General features: G+C 40.7%; 12 protein-coding genes. 8 read left to right on the top strand and 4 right to left on the bottom strand.

Going from position 1 to position 17166, the window contains the following annotated elements; genetic code table 11:
- Positions 1–72 precede the first annotated feature (72 nt).
- Entirely contained in the window at positions 73–6780 is a 6708-nt protein-coding gene (locus tag HMPREF8578_RS0102215) for a YSIRK-type signal peptide-containing protein (protein WP_025168824.1), read from the bottom strand.
- Between the two features lie 552 nt (positions 6781–7332).
- Between HMPREF8578_RS0102215 and HMPREF8578_RS07170 the strand changes: the two genes are divergently transcribed.
- Complete coding sequence (locus tag HMPREF8578_RS07170; RefSeq protein WP_000838549.1) at positions 7333–8526, top strand: ferredoxin reductase family protein; 1194 nt, start codon at positions 7333–7335, stop codon at positions 8524–8526.
- A 101-nt stretch (positions 8527–8627) separates the two neighbouring features.
- Entirely contained in the window at positions 8628–9257 is a 630-nt protein-coding gene (locus HMPREF8578_RS07165; RefSeq protein WP_000690831.1) for an MBL fold metallo-hydrolase, read from the top strand.
- Between the two features lie 103 nt (positions 9258–9360).
- On the opposite strand, the gene HMPREF8578_RS07160 is transcribed toward HMPREF8578_RS07165, so the two are convergent.
- Positions 9361–10125: an LptM family lipoprotein gene (locus HMPREF8578_RS07160; protein ID WP_002893072.1), complete on the bottom strand. Its 765-nt coding sequence runs from the start codon at positions 10123–10125 to the stop codon at positions 9361–9363.
- A gap of 88 nt (positions 10126–10213) precedes the next feature.
- Entirely contained in the window at positions 10214–12106 is a 1893-nt protein-coding gene (locus HMPREF8578_RS07155; RefSeq protein ID WP_000199236.1) for a M13 family metallopeptidase, read from the bottom strand.
- A 179-nt stretch (positions 12107–12285) separates the two neighbouring features.
- On the opposite strand from HMPREF8578_RS07155, the gene HMPREF8578_RS07150 reads away from it, so the two are divergent.
- From HMPREF8578_RS07150 to HMPREF8578_RS07125, 6 genes are all read left to right on the top strand, one after another.
- Positions 12286–13008, top strand: a complete 723-nt coding sequence (locus HMPREF8578_RS07150; RefSeq protein ID WP_000619169.1) for a metal ABC transporter ATP-binding protein — start codon at positions 12286–12288, stop codon at positions 13006–13008.
- Positions 13005–13853 (top strand): metal ABC transporter permease, encoded by an 849-nt coding sequence (locus tag HMPREF8578_RS07145; RefSeq protein ID WP_000559771.1) that lies wholly within the window; start codon positions 13005–13007, stop codon positions 13851–13853. The genes HMPREF8578_RS07150 and HMPREF8578_RS07145 overlap by 4 nt, the downstream gene beginning before the upstream one ends.
- Positions 13854–13879: 26 nt before the next feature.
- Entirely contained in the window at positions 13880–14809 is a 930-nt protein-coding gene (locus tag HMPREF8578_RS07140) for a metal ABC transporter substrate-binding protein (protein WP_000733082.1), read from the top strand.
- Positions 14810–14929: 120 nt separating this feature from the next.
- Entirely contained in the window at positions 14930–15424 is a 495-nt protein-coding gene (gene tpx, locus HMPREF8578_RS07135; RefSeq protein WP_000206549.1) for a thiol peroxidase, read from the top strand.
- A gap of 83 nt (positions 15425–15507) precedes the next feature.
- Positions 15508–16158, top strand: a complete 651-nt coding sequence (locus HMPREF8578_RS07130; protein WP_000188548.1) for a metal-dependent transcriptional regulator — start codon at positions 15508–15510, stop codon at positions 16156–16158.
- A 107-nt stretch (positions 16159–16265) separates the two neighbouring features.
- A complete protein-coding gene (locus HMPREF8578_RS07125) occupies positions 16266–16679 on the top strand; it encodes a hypothetical protein (protein WP_000732785.1) in 414 nt (137 codons plus the stop codon).
- Between the two features lie 31 nt (positions 16680–16710).
- Here the strand turns inward: HMPREF8578_RS07125 and dtd are convergent, their stop codons facing one another.
- On the bottom strand, positions 16711–17154 hold the full coding sequence (dtd, locus tag HMPREF8578_RS07120) for a D-aminoacyl-tRNA deacylase (RefSeq protein WP_000691412.1): 444 nt from the start codon (positions 17152–17154) through the stop codon (positions 16711–16713).
- Positions 17155–17166 lie beyond the last annotated feature (12 nt).

Below are 17166 nucleotides of genomic sequence, written 5' to 3'. Positions count from 1 at the left end.
AACTAACCTAATGATTAGTTGGTTTTTTGTTTAAGAAACTAATGGATACTACTTAGAATCTCGAGTATAGAATTAGTCTTCTTTTTTCTTTCGAGACACAAGTCCAAATCCGCTCATCAAACCAAGTACTCCTAGAGCTGCCAAAGCTGCATGATCTTCCGTACCAGTATTAGGTAATTCTTTGGTTGCTTTAGTAGTTGGAGATTGCTCAGTCGGTTTTTGTTGAGGGGCAGTAACAACTTTTTCGTAGACATGTTCTGTGTCACCGTTTGGAAGTTTCTTAGTCTCTACGAAGCGGTAACCTGGAATATCTTTCTTCGGTTGTTCGCCGTCTTCGCTTGGATAGTCTGGAATCTCGTTGCCTTCCTTATCCTTATGACTAGTCTTAACCTTCTCATAAACGTGTTCTGTGTCGCCGTTTGGAAGTTTCTTGGTCTCTACGAAGCGGTAACCTGGAATTTCTTTCTTCGGTTGTTCACCGTCTTCGCTTGGATAGCCTGGAATCTCATTCCCTTCTTTATCCTTGTGACTAGTCTTAACCTTCTCATAAACATGTTCAGTGTCGCCGTTTGGAAGTTTCTTGGTCTCTACGAAGCGGTAACCTGGAATATCTTTCTTAGGTTGTTCACCGTCTTCGCTTGGATAACCTGGAATTTCATTGCCTTCCTTATCTTTATGGCTGGTCTTAACCTTCTCATAAACGTGGACCACATTGCCTTTTTCATCAACCTTAGTTTCAACAATTTTATATCCTGGAATATCTTTCTTAGGTTGCGAACCATCTTCACTTGGTGCTAGGATATTTCCTTTAGTATCAACAAATGAAGTATTCGGACGTACAGTAGGGATGTATTTAGCTGTAATTGGGGTTCCATTCTTATCAACACGTTTAACTGTTACTCCAGTTGCTCGACCTACAAATTCTGGCTCTGGTGTGAAAGTAACTTTTCCAGCTTCATCAATAGTATATGTACCCTCACCTGGTACCTTCTTCTCTGTTGTACCATCTTCAAAGGTCGGCTTAACTGTTTCATCAATTTCTACCGGAATTTCTTTACCATTGATTGTTACTTTTCCGCCTTCAAATGTTGGTGTTCCTGATTGAGGTTGTCCTTTCGGACCTTCTGATTCAGAATCTTTTGAAGTAGGTGTAACCGGGATAACAACTGGGGTATACTTAGCTGTAATTGGGGTTCCATTCTTATCAACACGCTTAACAGTCACACCTGTTGCTTGACCTGTAAATGTCTTCTCGGGAGTAAAGGTTACTTTTCCAGTTTCATCAATAGTATATGTACCTTCACCTGGAATTGTCTTCTCTGTTGTACCATCATCAAACGTTGGTTTGACTGCTTCATCAATTTCAACAGTTTTCTCAATACCATTAACTTTGACTTTTCCACCTTCAAATGTTGGTGTTCCTGATTGAGTTGCACCCTGAACATCTGTTGTAATAACATCCGAACTTGTTGGAGTTGCTGGTTTAACAACTGGAGTGTATTTAGCTTTTACAGGAGTTCCATTCTCATCTACACGTTGAACTTCTACGCCTGTTCCTTTTCCAGTAAATTGTGGTTCTGGCTTAAATTCTACCATACCATTATTTACAGTATAAGTTCCTTCGCCTGGAATGACAATTGGTTGATCTGTTGGTTTTCCTGTTTTTGGATCAATAAGTTCAAGACCCTTGGTTTCATCAATAGGAACAATTTTTTCCACTCCATTAACAGTAACCCTACCACCTAGGAATGTAGGCACTCCTTTTTGAGTTGCACCTTGAATGTCTTCTGTAACAGCATCAGTAGCTGTTGGAATTGCTTCCTTAACAACTGGAGTGTAGCTTGCTGTAACTGGGGTTCCATTCTTGTCTTCACGTAAAACTTCAACGCCTGATGCTTGACCTGTAAAGGTTTTTTCAGGAACAAAGGTTACTGTTCCGTCCGGTGCTACAGTATAAGTACCTTCACCCGGAATAGTGATAGAATCCACAACATTTCCAGTTTTAGAATCAATCAATTTAGCTGGAACAGTGTCATTCATCTCAACAGTAACTTCTTTTCCATTGACAACTGCAGTTCCACCTTGGAATTCTGGTTTTCCAGTTTGAGTTGCACCTTGAACATCTTCAGAAGTCGCAGGAACTCCAATAGGATTTACTGGGATAATTTGTGGCGTGTAAGTTGTCGTCACTTTAGTTCCGTTTTCATCTTCTGCTTGCACAGTTGCTGGAGTAACCTTACCAGAATACAATTTATCCGTTGGACTAAAGGTTACCTTTCCAGTTGTTGGATCAATAGAGAATGTACCAATTTCAGTAGTCCCATCTTCAGCATAAGCTGGAGTTGTCTGACCTGCAGGAACTTCATTTCCTTCTTTATCAAGAAGTTTTACTGAACCCTGTTTAATTGGTGCAATTGCATCACCTTGAACAAATGTAGGGGTGCCTGTTTGTGTTGCTCCTTGAATATTTTCAGAAGTTGCTGGAGTTGCTGTTGGTATAATTGGCGTAATCAATGGTGTGTAAGTTGTTTCAACCGAAATACCATTTTTATCTTTAGCCTGTACACGCACAGGTTGAACTTCACCACTATAAGTCTTATCAGTTGGGGTAAAGACTGCAACGGCTTGTCCACCAACTGTTTTCAGAGTATATGTACCAATAACATTTCCACTAGGGTCTTTAGCTGGAACAGATGTTGCTGGAGTTCCGGTTTCATCTAAAAGAGTGAAAGTAGCTGGGTCAATATCTACAGTCACCTGTTTACCATCCAGTGTAGTCGTACCACCATTGAATGTTACTGTACTTTCTTGAGTTGCTCCTTGGACATCAACTGACTTAGCAGGTTCTGCTGTTGGAGTAACACCTACAATATGTGGAGTATAAGTTGTCTTAACTTTTGTACCATTCTCATCTTCAGCCTGAACTGTTGCAGGTTGGACTTTACCTTTGTAAGTCTTATCGGTTGGACTGAATGTTACAGTATTTGAAGTTGGGTCAATTGTATATTCCCCTACTTTGTTACCATTCTCATCCAAAGCATCTACTGAAGCTCCAGGTGCTACCGGAGTACCATTCTTATCAAGAAGAACAGCTGAGTTCGGCTTGATTGGAGCAACAGAGTGTCCTTCTTTGAATGCTACCGTTCCTGTTTGAGTAGCGCCTTGGATACCAGTTGATTCTGCAGGAGTTGCTGTTGGAGTAACTGGTGTAACAGTTGGAGTATATGTTGCTGTCGCTGTAGCGGTAATAGGTTGTCCATCTTTATCTTGACCAAGAGTTGCTGTTAATGATACAGTCACTGGGGTTGCTGTACCTGTGAATGTTTTCAACGGAACAAATGTCACAACACCAGTTTCATTATTAATTGTGTATGTTCCTTGACCATCAATTGTTACTTGGTCAACTAACTTACCAGTGGTAGGATCTACCAACTTAGCAGGTGAAGTAGCACTTGGTGCCACAGGTGAGCCATCACCAACAGATGTAAAGGTTGGAGTACCTGTTTGAGTCGCTCCTTGAGCATCTGTGGATGTTACATTATGACCTTCAATCGTGTCTGTTACTGTGATGTGGTAAGTTGTTGTAGCTGTTGATGAGCCAGCCCCATGATCCACACCAGATTCAGTTCCACCTATTGTAGCATCTGTTGTGTAATTGCCATTACTATCAATAACGTCAACTGTTACTGTATAGACTCCCACTTCACTCAGTGTATAACCACTAGCAAGATTATAGTTGTTTGCATCTTGTTTAGTGTCATAAACTTTCTGAACTCCTGAAGGAGATGTTACTGTAATACGAGTAATGTAAGTTGTTTTTCCGTACTTAGTATCTTCTGCATCAGAGATTGTCACTGCAGCTTTTGCTTCATTACGGAGATCTACCGCAGTTCCTTTAGTAGAAGTATAATCTTGTGAGCTTGCAATTGGTTTCGTATTGACAACAGTCGCAACATCTGAGTTAGTTGCGATTGTTCCTCTAATGATTCCACCAAAACCTGATTTAGTATGAACTTCCCATGAATCATCACCCAACTTTTTAGCAGTAACTTCTGTTCCATCTGATGATGTCCATGTGTTTGAATGTTTGTCAAAAGTAATAGTTACTGACATACCATCGCCAGCTTGGTTAGTATTTTGAGAAACATATTCCGTCATTGGACGATCAGGAGTAGTTACACTGGTTACATTTCCATCTTTATCAAGTTGACGAGTATATTCGTAAATGAAGAATTTCATACCGCCATCTAGTTTCGCTTCAGTGTATACTTGGCGTTTCGTCCAAGTTGTAGTCCCATCTCCATTTGCTGTTTTCACTTCGGCATAGTCAGCAGGAAGCTCCCAGTGACCAGATGTACTATTTAAAACTGCAGTGTGTTTTTGCCCATCAGTTCCATTCAATTCAACTCGCTCACGTAAGAAAGTTCCCTTAACATTTTCAGCTGATGCTTCTACTTTGATATTATCAACACCAACTTTTGCAGTTGCTTCTGACGTGACTGGAATATTAAAGACGGTATTTGAATCTACAGCACCTAGTTCTTGATTTTCAGTAACAGCAGTATTGGTTGAACCACTATCTACAAGCCATTTACCATTAACGGCTTTCAAGTTTGTTACAGTTCCATCTGGCATTGTAACCTTAGCACTTGTAGCACCTTTCGAGATTTTAACAGGAACTGTTGTTGAATAGGTTTCAACGTTTTGAACTTCAACTTTAGGCTTAACAACTACAGTAATAGAACCGTGCGCCTCTTGACCTGACTGATTCCATGTCGTATTATTAGATAATTTATCATAATCTTTAGCAAATACTGAAACGGTATAGATACCTGCCTCTGTCACCTTACCTCCAATGACAGCATTACCCATGTTGGTTCCAGCAGCTTTTTGCTCTTCAGCAGTACTGTTTGTTACAGTATAGTTGGTGCCAGGAATCAACACTTTAGAATCATCTAATTCTGCTCCTATAGTGTTGTAGCCTGAGACACCTGTGACTGCTTTAGAAGAATTTTGACGAACTTTAACTACTTTACCTTCAGCAGTTGTATAGTCATAGTTTCCTGCTGAATTGCCAGGTATCGCACTAGCTCCCGAAGAATCATGAAAACGAAGATTGATATTCGCATCATCACCAACAGTTCTATCATAACGAGCTGAATCTGACTGAATTGTAGGAGGTGTGCTATCTTGCCAACCTACCCAACCAGCACGTAGATTCTGAATTTGGAAGGTGACAGTCCGCCCATCTGTATTCGTTGCAGTAATATTGAATCGTAAGTCATACACTCCATTTTCAATACCAGCAACTACTTTACCTTGAATGGTATCTGTCGCCTCATCATAAGTAACACCTGGTACAAGGTTAGTTGGTGTTACAGAGGTAAGACTCCAACCAGCTTGCTTAGCTTTTTCTGTAACTGCAATACGATCTTTCAAACCTTTAATATAAACTCTGTCAACTCCTTGTTCATACCCATAGCCATAAATTTCTGTAGCTAGGTATTCATAACCACCGTTAGCAGAGTATATTGACGTCGCAGCGTTTGAAATTCTTGACCCATCCGCACGGAGTTTATTTCTCCAAAGTGGTGCTTCTTCAGCTAACTTTTTAGCAGCATCAGGGGTTAATGGATAGTCTACACGTCCTTTGTTGTTATGACCAGTTTTTCCACCTTGTTCTGTATGCATCCCATTTCCAGCATTGGTATCTTCACCAGTCCGTTGATTAGAATAGACTTCAATCTCTAGCCCTGTAGCATCAGTACCTTTAATTAATTTAATTTCTTGTACCGGGATCGTATAGGTATCTTTACCAGTATGATTTGCAGCGTTTGTTTCCGATGCATGAGTTGTGTTAGAACCCTCTTCAGCATAGAAATCTTGAGCAGCCAAAGCTACTCCGAAGTTTCCATCTTTTCCGATTCCTGCTTTTTTTAGTTCATTATATACTGCAAGAATTGACTCGTTCAAACGTGACAATTGTTCATTGCCTTGTCTAGCTGTAACGCTATCCGTAACTAACACTTTTTTAGCTTCCGCAATAACTTCTTTATTATTAGCTATCGCCGCCTCAATTGCCGCTTTGTTTTCAGCCTCAAGCTGATTTTTCCGGATTGCTTCAGTTGCTAAAACATTGGTTACCTCAGCTTCAGAGGTAACTTGTTCTAAGACTTTTTTAGCTTCTTGGACTGGTTCGACAGTTTCTTTTGTTTCTTCTACTTTTTCTGCTTTTTCTGTAGCAGTGGTCGCCACTGGTTTGACTGCTGTAGTTGCTGCTGTTTTCTCAACTTGTTTCCCAGCTTCGTCTGACTCAACTACAACTGTAATCAAAGCTTCAACTTTAGCATGCTCTGCATCGATATCAGCCTGTTTTGCAGTTTCGTTTGCAAGAACTGCCTTTGCCGCAGTCAATACTTCATTTGCAGTAGCTATCGCTGTTGCATCAGCTTTCTTTGCAGATGCAATCTTCGCTTCTAACTCAACTACTTTTTTAGTCAGAGCAGTCTTATCAACTTTTTTAGTCTCTACTACTTTTTCTGACGCCTTAGCTTCAGATTTCTCCGCCGTTATAGTTGACTCCGACTCCTTTGTTGCTACTGGTGTTGTCGTTGCCACTGTTGCATCTGCACCTTGTACTTCCGCTGCCGATACCGCACCATTACCTAGGAACATCATCAAACCGGTCGCAATTGCCACCGACGCTGCCCCAAAGCTGTACTTCCGAATGCCATAACGAATGTACTTCTCCGTTCTAAAACCCTGTTGCTTACTCTTCATAAGATACACAACCTCCCTATTTTCATTATGTTGATATTGAAATATAGAAAAACAAAATTTCTTTCTCTCCTTAAAAAGGCTTTTAAATTTTGATATTTCAAAAGGATTATATCCTCGTATTCAATATGCATATTCATACTAACACTTTTCCCTATCTTTTTCAACAACTTTTATAATTTTATTTTAGAAAAATACAAAAATAATTTAATGGTAAATGCTTTAAAAAACCAATATCCATGAAGGTTTACAGCGTGTAAACTCCCGGAATCATTTATCTTATAATTAAATAAAATACACTTTAATGTATCAATTTATTTTTTGGAGTCTTGTAGAAGTTAAATTTTCCCAAGCCTTACATTGTTATAACAAAAAATTTTCTATAAGAAGTGCACAAATTTAACAGTATATTTCTTAGCCATTATTTATGGATTATCATGAAGATTTGACTTAGAGGCCTAGAACCTAAACCTTGACTAGAGATTCATTTTTTGTTAAAATGTAACAAATATTATTACATCTAATATAAGATAAATCCATGAAAGGAATTCTACTATGAAATCATTAAAAGGTATTTTATTTATCGGACTTAGTATGCTTCTGACTATTCTAGCTTGGATCAGTTCAGGTGCTAGTCAGTTTCTAATCCCTGGTTTAGCTCTCACTACCCTCTCACTTACTTTTATACTAGCTAGCCGTTTACCCTTGCTTGAGGCTTGGTTCAACGGACTTGAAAAGATGTATCTAGCTCATAAATTCACGGCTTTTCTATCCATTCTCCTACTAACCCTACACAACTTTAGCATGGGCGGTCTCTGGGGTTCGCATTTGGCCGCCCAGTTTGGAAATATTGCTATCTATATCTTTATCAGCATCGTTCTGGTTGCCTATCTGGGACAATATATCCAGTATGAAGCATGGAGATGGATTCATCGATTGGTTTATCTAGCCTATATCTTTGGCCTTTTTCATGTTTTGATGATCATGGGAAATCGTCTTCTCTCCTTTAGTTTCCTAGGTCTTATCTTTGGAATCTATGCTCTTTTAGGCTTGCTTGCAGGTTTTTATATTATTTTTCTTTATCAAAAAGTCGGTTTCACCTATCTTGGAAAAATCGTAGGAATCAAACGCCTCAACCACGATACAACTGAAATTGAAATCGAACTTAGTCATCCTTTCACCTACGAATATGGACAATTTGCCTTTCTAAAAATTTTCCAAAAAGGTTTTGAGACTGCTCCACACCCTTTCTCCATCTCAGGAGGGCAAGGACGAACTCTTTATTTTACGATAAAAAACTCTGGTGACCACACCAAGAATATCTATGACAATCTTCAAGTTGGTAGCAAGGTTGCGGTTGATCGCGCCTATGGGCATATGACTATGGAACATGGTCCAAAGCAGCAAATCTGGATCGCAGGTGGAATTGGAATGACACCTTTCATCTCTTATATCCGGGAGCATCCTATCCTAGACAAGAGCGTCCGCTTCTACTATAGTTTCCGTGGAGAGGAAAATGCTGTCTACCTAGATCTACTTCGAGACTACGCCCGTCAAAATGCTAACTTTGACCTGCAGCTGATCGATAGCAATGAAAAAGGATACCTGACTTTGGATCAAGAAGAAATCCCTGACCAGACTACGGTCTATATGTGTGGACCTCTTCCTATGATGAAAGCCCTTGCCAAGCAAATCAAGAAAAAGAATCCCAAAGCAAAACTCATTTACGAAGGTTTCAAGTTTAAATAAGATCATTGTCCCTCTAACACAAAAGTGGGACTTTCTTTTCACTTTATTTCTCTCTTCTATGCTATACTTAGTTTAGTACATTCTTTGAGATTGGAGCCAGTATGAAAATCCATAAAACCGTGAATCCCGTTGCCTATGAAAATACCTACTACATAGAGGGAAACCAACACCTGATTGTGGTTGACCCAGGTAGCCATTGGGAAGCTATTCGCATGACTATCGAAAAAATCAACAAACCCGTCTGCGCGATTCTCCTGACCCACACCCACTACGACCATATTATGAGTCTGGACTTGGTTCGCGAGACTTTTGGAAATCCTCCAGTTTATGTAGCAGAGAGCGAAGCTAGCTGGCTTTACACTCCAGTCGATAATCTCTCTGGTCTCCCTCGTCATGATGATATGGCAGATGTGGTCGCAAAACCAGCAGAGCACACCTTTGTCTTTCATGAGGAATACCAGCTTGAGGAATTTCGTTTTACCGTTCTACCGACCCCAGGGCACTCTATCGGCGGCGTTTCCCTGGTCTTTCCTGATGCTCATCTAGTCTTGACCGGAGATGCTCTTTTCCGAGAAACCATCGGACGGACAGACCTTCCTACAGGTAGCACGGAACAACTCCTCCATAGCATTCAGACGCAACTCTTTACTCTTCCTAACTACGATGTCTATCCTGGGCATGGTCCAGCTACGACCATCGCTCACGAAAAGACCTTTAATCCCTTTTTCTAGCAAACAAAAAACCAAGGATAATTTCCTCGGTTTTTTGTAGCTTCTATTTTTATGTTAATATTTGCTCAGAAGAATCAATATTGACTAGAAAAGTAATTCAAAACTAATTAGCCGGATTCAATTCTTTCCAACCAATGTTAGACAAATCAAGTTTTTCAGAAGAAATATCTAAAACTTGCTCTGCTTTTTCGTTGCCACCGATTTGAATAGTTGCTTCTTTAATCTTCTGCACTCCATTTTTATCAAACGAATATAGAGCCAGATTCATTTCTGGACGAGTTGTCTGCCAATCTGCATAAGAGACTTGACCGTTTTCATAAATATCAAATCCTGAGCGAAAACCACCTGCAGAAGCTATATATGCTGTGTGAAGTAAGCTAGGTTTTTGATTTTCCAAATAATAAATGGCTGAAACAAATTTTTCATCGCCAATAAGCAACTCGTCTTGACCATCCTTATTCAAATCAACAATTGCGTATTTCCAATCAGATGCATTTTGATAATCCATTCGAGAGAAAACCAGGCCATATTCTTCTGAAGTAATCTTATCTTGTTTACTTTCCTTGTATAAATCTTCTCTATTACCTTGTTTTAAAAGGTCTGTAAAGTGTTTATAGCGTTCAATCACTTCTTTATATAAATCTTGTCTGGTTTCTTTCTTATTTTCAGCAGTCGATTGTGATTCCTTGGTTGACGAGTCACTAGTATTTTCAGCCTTTGCTTCTGTTGATACACTAGTCTTATCGTCTTTGGAGACAGATGATAGTGCAGATGAAGGTTCTGTATTGTTCCTATTTTTATTGAGACCACAAGATGCTAGAACTGCAATCGAAAAAATAGCTGATAGCATTATTAAAAATTTCTTCATGTTTACCTCGATAGCATTGCATTTTCAGATGGATAAACTTCAAAAATGAATCATTAATCCCAAGATGATACTTGATTAAGGACTTACTTTACCAAATAATCACACGATCCTCTGGTGAACGCCACATGCCGTCGCCTTCTTTGACATCGTATGTTGTAAAGAAGTCATCGAAGTTTGGTACTTGCACATTGACACGGAGTTTGGCAGGCGCGTGCACATCGACACTGGCCATAAGCTTCATCAATTCTGGACGGCCTTTCATGCGCCAGATACGAGCAAAGTTGTGGAAGAATTCTTCAGCTGAGAAGTCTGGTTCTCTCTTAGCAGCTTCAAGGGCTGCAGCAATTCCGCCCAAGTCGGCAACGTTTTCGGATACGGTTAATTTTCCGTTGATTCTTGCTCCGTAAGATTCTTGCCCATCAAACTGGTCGATAACTTTTTGTGTTTTTTCTTTGAAAGCAGTATAGTCACTCTCTGTCCACCAATCCTTGAGGCTACCATTTTCATCAAAGGAAGCACCATTTGTGTCAAAGGCATGAGAGATTTCATGGGCAATAACAGCACCAATACCACCGTAGTTGGCAGAAGACGACTGATGCAAGTCATAGAATGGAGCCTGTAAAATGGCCGCTGGGAAGACAATCAAGTTCTTCTGAGGATTGTAGTAGGCATTGACCATGTGAGCAGGCATCCCCCACTCCTTGTAATCAACTGGTTGGTTCCACTTGCTCCAGCTGTGCTTGATTTCCACACGCGCAAAGGCTAGGGCATTCTCAAAGAGACTGGCAGTTTCGTCCACTACCTTGTCCTTGTAGCGGGCTGGCAATTCCTCTGGATAACCGATATAAGGCTTGATGACATTAAGTTTGACAATGGCCTTGTCTCGCGTTTCAGGTGTGAGCCAGTCGTTCTTAGCCAAGCGTTCCTTATAAACGTCAATCATAGTTGCTACTTTTTTCTCTACGTCAGCCTTAGCTTCTGGGGAGAATTTTTCATGCGCATACCAGAGACCAAGAGCTTGCTTGAAAGGACCTTGGGCCAAGTGATAAGCTGCCTTGACCTTATCCTGAGCTTCTGGAACACCTGAAAGGGCACGACCATAAGCACCTGACAAGACACGAATCTCATCTGTGAGATAGCTTGTTGATAGATTGACCACACCCAAAATCAAGGTTGCTTTGAGTAGAGGCCACGCTTCTTCACTATAGAATTGCTCTGCTGCTTGCCAGAAACGTTCCTCGTCTACGATAACCTTGTCTGGAGTCTGTCCAATCACTGCTTGGAAGAAATCATCCAAAGGTAGGGCAGGAGCAAATTTCTTGAAATCTTCATAAGCGTATGGATGGTAGAGTTTGGCATATTCTGAACTTTCTTCGTTAGAAAGCACCACAGCCGCAATGCGACGGTCCAATTCCAATCTTTTCTCTAGTAAGTCTGCGATTTCCTCATCTGAAAAATCATAGGCTTTGAGAAGATTCGTAGTGCTTTCCTTCCAAAGATTCAAGAGCTCCTCACGCTGAGGATGGTCTTCAGCGTAGTAAGTCGTATCTGGCAAGATAGTTCCTGGAGCACTTGCCCAGAGAACATTGGTTCTGGCATCCATAAAGTCTGGTGATACACCAAATGGAAGGAAGTTTGGTTTACCTGCTAGTTCAAACTCTGCCAGTTTGCTGGTAAAATCTTCAAAACTCTCCAAGTCTTGGTATTCCTTAAGTAGAGGAAGGACAGGCTTGATCCCATCTGCTTCTCTCTTGTCAAAATCACGTACCATACGATGGTACTTAACAAAGTTTGCGAGGATGGCATCCTCTGGGACTTCTTCACCTGCCAACCACTTGTCTGTAGTCGCCAGCATCAACTCTTCAATTTCCTCGTCAAGGTCAATAAAACCACCTGTTCGAGATTTGTCAGCTGGAATGACAGCTGTTTTTTCCCATTCGCCATTGATTGCATCATAAAAATCGTCTTGATAACGTGTCATCTTGTTCTCGCTTTCATTTTTTCACTTATTCTTAGCTTAGCAAAAAACACTTGGGAATGCAATTAAAAATGGTTTCTCTTTTCACTTCATTTTTCAGTTATTATTTTAAATTTTTCAAAAATTAACTTGACTTAATTTTTTTTTTAAGGTATATTAAAAGGCAGGAGGAATACAACTGTATGATACGTATCGAAAACCTCAGTGTCTCCTACAAAGAAACGTTGGCACTAAAGGATATTTCACTAGTGCTCCAAGGACCAACTATTACCGGAATTATTGGTCCAAACGGTGCTGGAAAATCAACTTTATTAAAAAGTATGTTGGGAATTATCCCACATGAAGGTCAGGCCTTTCTCGATGACAAAGAATTCAAGAAATCTTTACATCGGGTTGCCTATGTCGAGCAAAAAATCCATATCGACTACAATTTCCCTATCAAGGTCAAGGAATGTGTCTCTCTGGGACTCTATCCATCCATCCCACTCTTTCACACCTTAAAGGCCAGCCACTGGAAAAAAGTGGCAGATGCACTTGAAATCGTTGGACTATCAGACTATGCTGATCGCCAAATCAGCCAGCTCTCAGGCGGACAATTTCAACGTGTGTTGATTGCCCGTTGCTTAGTGCAGGAAGCTGACTACATCTTTCTAGATGAGCCATTTGTAGGGATTGATTCGGTTAGTGAAGAGATTATCATGAACACGCTGAGAGACCTTAAAAAAGCTGGTAAAACAGTTCTCATCGTCCATCATGACCTCAGCAAAGTCCCCCATTATTTCGATCAAGTTTTGCTTCTCAATCGAGAATTAATAGACCTTGGTCCGACTAAAGAAACCTTTACCGAAGCCAATCTTAAGAAGGCCTACGGTAGCAAACTCTTTTTCAATGGAGGTGACCTATGATAGCAGAATTTATCGATGGATTGCAACATTTCCATTTCCTACAAAACGCCTTGATAACAGCTATAGTCATCGGAGTGGTTGCTGGAGCTGTGGGATGTTTTATCATCCTACGTGGGATGTCTCTCATGGGAGATGCTATCTCTCACGCAGTTTTGCCCGGCGTAGCCCTTTCCTTTATCTTGGGAATTGATTTCTTTATCGGAGCGATCATCTTTGGCTTGATGGCCTCCATCATCATTACCTACATCAAGGGAAACTCTATCATCAAGAGTGACACTGCCATTGGTATTACCTTTTCATCTTTCTTAGCCCTAGGTGTCATCTTGATTAGTGTTGCCAAGAGTTCGACAGACCTCTTCCATATCCTTTTCGGGAATATCCTCGCTGTCCAAGACATGGACATGTGGATTACCATTGGTGTGGGGGCAATCATTCTCTTGATTATCGGGATTTTCTTTAAACAACTATTGATTACATCCTTTGACGAGCTCCTAGCTAAAGCCATGGGAATGCCTGTCGATTTCTACCACTATCTGCTCATGGTGCTCTTGACCCTTGTGTCCGTCACCGCCATGCAAAGTGTTGGAACCATTCTTATCGTGGCTATGCTAATCACCCCAGCTGCGACGGCTTATCTCTATGCTAATAGTCTAAAGAGCATGATTTTTCTTTCATCAAGCCTCGGAGCTCTGGCTTCTGTTGTGGGACTCTTTATCGGCTATAGCTTCAATCTCGCAGCAGGATCGAGCATCGTGCTCACATCTGCCAGTTTCTTTCTCATTAGCTTCTTTATCGCTCCAAAACAACGATATTTGAAACTGAAACATAAAAAAATCAATAAATAAGGGGAGACCCTTTCTGGAGGAATCTAATGAAAAAATTAGGTACATTGCTTGTACTCTTTCTTTCCGTCATTGCACTTGTAGCATGTGCTAGCGGAAAAAAAGATGCTACTTCTGGTCAAAAACTAAAAGTTGTTGCTACTAACTCAATCATTGCTGATATTACCAAAAATATCGCTGGTGACAAGATTGATCTTCACAGTATCGTTCCTGTTGGTCAAGACCCACACGAATACGAACCACTTCCTGAAGATGTTAAGAAAACTTCTCAAGCTGACTTGATTTTCTATAACGGTATCAACCTTGAAACAGGTGGCAATGCTTGGTTTACCAAATTGGTCGAAAATGCCAAGAAAACTGAAAACAAAGACTACTTTGCAGTCAGCGAAGGCGTTGATGTTATCTACCTTGAAGGCCAAAACGAGAAAGGCAAAGAAGACCCACACGCTTGGCTCAACCTTGAAAATGGGATGATTTATGCTAAAAATATCGCTAAACAGCTCATTGCCAAAGATCCTAGCAACAAGGAATTCTACGAAAAAAATCTCAAAGACTATACTGAAAAACTAGACAAACTAGACAAGGAAGCCAAAGAGAAATTTAACAATATCCCTGCTGAGAAGAAACTCATCGTAACCAGCGAAGGATGCTTCAAATACTTCTCTAAAGCCTACGGTGTCCCAAGTGCCTACATCTGGGAAATCAACACAGAAGAAGAAGGAACACCTGAACAAATCAAGACCTTGGTTGAAAAGCTTCGCCAAACAAAAGTTCCATCTCTCTTTGTTGAATCAAGTGTCGATGACCGTCCAATGAAGACTGTTTCACAAGACACAAATATCCCAATTTACGCGCAAATCTTTACTGACTCAATCGCTGAAGAAGGCAAAGAAGGCGACAGCTACTACAACATGATGAAATACAACCTTGACAAGATTGCTGAAGGTTTGTCTAAGTAATCCATTAAAAACGTCGTTCTCACATGAACAGGCGTTTTTTATCGCTTAATTTCCAGTCAAATCATTGGAAAAATCTGACAATTCTCGGTAAAATAAAAGAAAAAAGAATGGAGTAGTTTCATGACCACTTTTCTCGGAAGTCCTGTAACTTTTACAGGTAAACAACTGCAAGTCGGAGACAAGGCACTTGACTTTTCTCTTACGACAACCGATCTCTCTAAAAAAACGCTAGCTGACTTTGATGGAAAGAAGAAAGTCTTGAGTGTTGTCCCTTCTATCGATACTGGTATCTGCTCAACGCAAACACGTCGATTCAACCAAGAACTAGCTAACCTCGACAATACCGTCGTTCTTACTGTTTCTATGGACCTACCATTTGCCCAAGGACGCTGGTGCGGGGCTGAAGGCCTTGACAATGCCATCATGCTTTCAGACTACTTTGACCATTCTTTCGGGCGCGATTATGCCCTTTTGATCAACGAATGGCATCTCCTTGCACGTGCCGTCTTTGTTCTCGATACTGACAATGTCATCCGTTACGTAGAATACGTTGACAACATCAACACGGAACCAGACTTTGAAGCTGCCATTGCTGCAGTTAAAGAACTGGACTAAAATCAAAGCCATTAGGGCAGAAGGCTAGAGAAATCTAGCTTTTTTTGATATACTAGATGGAGAGAAAAGACAAGAGGAAACGAATGACGCCAAATAAAGAAGACTACCTAAAATGTATTTATGAAATCGGTACGGAGATGCAGAGAATCACCAATAAGGAAATTGCTGCCCGTATGCAAGTCTCTCCACCTGCCGTAACAGAGATGATCAAACGTATGAAAAGTGAGAATCTCATCCTCAAGGATAAGGAGAACGGCTATCTATTGACAGATATTGGGCTCAAACTAGTCTCCGAGCTCTATCGCAAACACCGGTTGATTGAGGTCTTTCTAGTTCACCATCTCGACTATACTAGTGACCAGATCCACGAAGAAGCTGAGGTCCTAGAGCACACTGTATCCGATCTCTTCGTAGAGAGACTGGATAAACTCCTGGGCTTCCCTAAAACCTGTCCCCACGGAGGAACCATCCCAGCCAAGGGAGAGCTCTTGGTTGAAATCAACAACTTACCACTGGCAGACGTCCAAGAAACTGGAACCTATCTCCTGACTCGCGTTCATGATAGTTTTGAACTACTCAAATATCTAGAAAAGCATGAAATCCATATCGGTGACCAAGTCAAAGTCAAGCAGTTTGATAATTTTTCCAATACTTTTACACTGGTCAACAAAGGTGAAGACCTCCAAGTTAGCATCGATATCGCCAAACAACTCTATGTCGAAAAAATCAACTAACCCCTTATTCCTGAAAGAAATTCCTTTCAGGGATTTTTTATTATTTTGCTTGTAAGTCCCATTCGTTTGGTGTAGAATGAAGCTAGATAAAAGAGGGAGGTCTTCCTATGAAAAAGCTCTTTAGAATCCATTTTGCAGCCATTGTAGTCAGCGATTTGCTACTGTTGGTAACTTTCAGACCCCGATACGAACTTTCTTTGGAGAGAGGCCTGATTTTTTGCTTCATTTTCATCCTTGCTCAAGGACTACTGCTATTTCGCTTGGTCAATCGACTCAAAAAACATTTCTCTGAGATTTATCCTCAGATGAACAAAAAAATTCGCTTCTACTATTTAGGAGTGCTCATCAGCGATTTTCTATTATTTGTCTTTTTAGCCATCACTGACCCTCAATATTTCTACCCTCTTACTCCAGTCTTTACTTCCTGTCATTCTACTTTATATTATATGACGGCTAGCCACCTAAGAGAAAACTATCCCGACTTTTACAACAAACACATCGCCTTCTGGGAGTGTCTATAAACAAAAACCAAGCCAACTGGGCTTGGTTTTCTTATCTATTTTTAGTATCAAGAATGATGGTAACTGGCCCATCATTTACCAGCTCCACCTGCATATCCGCTCCAAAGATGCCTGTCTGAACAGGTACTTCCTGAGCTAGCTTTTGATTGAAAGCCTCATAGAAGGCAGTTGCTATATCCGGCTTGGCTGCACCTGTAAAGGCGGGACGATTGCCTTTCTTGGTATCCGCAAAGAGGGTAAACTGGGAAATAGAAAGGATTTCCCCTTCAATATCCTTGACAGACAGATTCATCTTGCCTTCTGCGTCTGAAAAAATCCGCATGTTGACCAGTTTTCTCACAGCATAATCCAGATCTTCCTCTTGGTCCTCTGGGCCTACACCTACCAGCAATAAGAGTCCCTGATTGATCTTTCCATGAACCTGACCTTCGATACTGACTTGAGCTTTTTTAACCCGTTGGATAATGATTTTCATAATAGCCTTTCT

The sequence above is a fragment of the Streptococcus oralis ATCC 49296 genome (assembly GCF_000185265.1).
GTDB classification, from domain to species: domain Bacteria; phylum Bacillota; class Bacilli; order Lactobacillales; family Streptococcaceae; genus Streptococcus; species Streptococcus oralis_BC.
The sequence above is the reverse complement of the archived record's forward strand: the minus strand, read 5'-3'. Positions and strand labels throughout refer to the sequence as shown.